Origin of the sequence: Stenotrophomonas maltophilia group sp. RNC7, assembly GCF_030910085.1 — a bacterium.
GTDB classification, from domain to species: Bacteria; Pseudomonadota; Gammaproteobacteria; order Xanthomonadales; family Xanthomonadaceae; genus Stenotrophomonas; species Stenotrophomonas sepilia.
In genome coordinates, this window is sequence record NZ_JAVFVN010000564.1 from 1 (window position 1) to 1,813 (window position 1,813).

A 1,813-nucleotide genomic window follows, 5' to 3' on the forward strand; every position below is an offset into this window, starting at 1 on the left:
AATAAGGATGAATGTTCGGCAGAATACCTATCCTATTTGCTCATACAGCACATCTGGAAAGGCGATCCGGTAGACATTGCAAACCTTGCCATGATGCTCCAGCAGCGCGGAGACCGCATCGTTATTGACAGCGAAACGTCCTTCATTATCCCGGACCATCCCGACGCCGGTAAGGTCGAGGGGGATGGGTGGCTGCCGATTGAGAGCGCGCCGAAGGATGGGACGCCGGTTCTAATAGCGTGGCAAGCGGTAACCTCTGTTCGCGGAGAAAAGCAGTGGTTTCAAACTGTCGCACATTATGACGATAGCTTTGAAATTGCTGGATATGACGAAGAAACAGGTGATGCGCATAAAAGAGGCGCATGGACAGATGGCGCTGTAGCATCTTGGGCGTATGAAGAAATCCGCGAAATAAGCCCCACCCACTGGCGTCCTCTCCCATCTGCACCTTCTCAGGAGGCGGCGGGATCATGAGCAAGCCAAGGATAATTTATGCTCGACCCGGCGACATGATTGAAATCCGCATGGTCTGTCATGACGATTTCGACCTCAACGCCAGCGACTGGCGCAAGCAGACCTACCCAACCAGTATGTTGCTCATGGCAGTGAATGCCTACGAGATAGCCTTTGCTAATCCAATGACACGGCAAGTTTCTTGGCCTTCCAACCCATCAGGAGGCGACCGCCATGGCGAGTGAACTGAAACCTTGCCCGTTTTGCAGTAAAACCATGATGTTACGTAGTGCTTTATGGCCTTCCGAAGGCGATGCGGATGCCATCATCCATGCTGATCCTACAGATTGCCCTATGCTTGGCTTTAGCGACGGATCGGCTGATGGCAGCATAATTGAAAAATGGAATTGCAGTTTATCCAACGAGGATGACTTCCCCTCTGATGGGTCGTGTGTTCGCTGCGGTTCTGTACCTCGCAATGCGAACGGCCTTTGCAACACGTGTTTGGACGAAGATGCGGAGCGTCTAGAGAACACCCGCACCACCCCCGTTGCTCCCGTATCGCCGGATACTGACGGCAAGTGCGGGGAGTTGGTGACGGTGGCACAAGCGCACTTTGATGAGTTTGGCGAATTTGACGATATAGCATGGATAAAAGGCTTCCACCCTCATCCCGAATGCATCCAACTCGTCACCCGCTCGCAGGCTGTGGAGCTATTGGCGGAGGAACGAGAGAAGGCGCTTTTCCTTAAGTCCACCATGGAAACCGCTCAAACTCTTTGCGAGTTGAAGGATAAAACAATCGCTAGCCTCGAAGCCGACAACGCGGCGAAGGATGAAAGGCTCGTTGATTGCCGATCAGTAATAAATGAATTCAAGCGCGAAATCAAAAACCTCGAAGCCAAGCTCGCGGCTGCGAACGGGAAGATCGAGGCGTTGGTGCAGTCTCTCGCCTACGAGACCGCCCACGAAGCGACGAAGCGTGCTGAGGCTGCTGAAAAGGCGCTGGAGCCGTTTGCGGCGATCAAGACTGCTGACGGACCGGAAGGCTCCTTCACCCGCATTCCAGATGAACACGGGCTTATGTTCAACATGGGAACCCGTGAGCCTTATTTCACTGTTGGTGATGTGCGTCGCGCCCGCGCCCTGCTGGGAGGGAAGCCATGAGCCGCTACCCTGACCCAACACCGCTTATCTGGCTGGCCTTTATCGGACTAGCAGCCCTGTTTGCACTTGCTGGCGGGGCACTGTTCTACCTCAGTTACCACCTCATTCGTGCAACTCTTTTCTATGTAGGTGTGCTATGACTTCCGACCTCATTACCCGCCTCTCCAAGCTAGACGCGCCTGACAGGGAGGTG

Annotated in this window: 4 protein-coding genes; all 4 read left to right on the plus strand. The window is 54.1% G+C overall.

The genetic code is table 11. From position 1 onward, the window contains the following. Positions 1-474, plus strand: a 474-nt coding sequence (locus tag RCF13_RS10845) for a DUF551 domain-containing protein (protein WP_308141162.1), incomplete at its 5' end; no start/stop codon positions are given. Further along, positions 471-698, plus strand: a complete 228-nt coding sequence (locus RCF13_RS10850) for a hypothetical protein (protein ID WP_100652905.1) — start codon at positions 471-473, stop codon at positions 696-698. The genes RCF13_RS10845 and RCF13_RS10850, both read left to right, overlap by 4 nt. Further along, positions 688-1,620, plus strand: a complete 933-nt coding sequence (locus RCF13_RS10855) for a hypothetical protein (protein ID WP_308141163.1) — start codon at positions 688-690, stop codon at positions 1,618-1,620. Before RCF13_RS10850 ends, RCF13_RS10855 begins: the two co-directional genes overlap by 11 nt. After that, positions 1,617-1,760, plus strand: a complete 144-nt coding sequence (locus RCF13_RS10860) for a hypothetical protein (protein WP_308141164.1) — start codon at positions 1,617-1,619, stop codon at positions 1,758-1,760. Before RCF13_RS10855 ends, RCF13_RS10860 begins: the two co-directional genes overlap by 4 nt. Positions 1,761-1,813 lie beyond the last annotated feature (53 nt).

Bases quoted from the DNA above. Each gene is read 5' to 3' on its own strand.
- RCF13_RS10850 (WP_100652905.1), top strand. From the start codon at position 471: ATGAGCAAGCCAAGGATAATTTATGCTCGACCCGGCGACATGATTGAA.
- RCF13_RS10855 (WP_308141163.1), top strand. From the start codon at position 688: ATGGCGAGTGAACTGAAACCTTGCCCGTTTTGCAGTAAAACCATGATG.
- RCF13_RS10860 (WP_308141164.1), top strand. From the start codon at position 1,617: ATGAGCCGCTACCCTGACCCAACACCGCTTATCTGGCTGGCCTTTATC.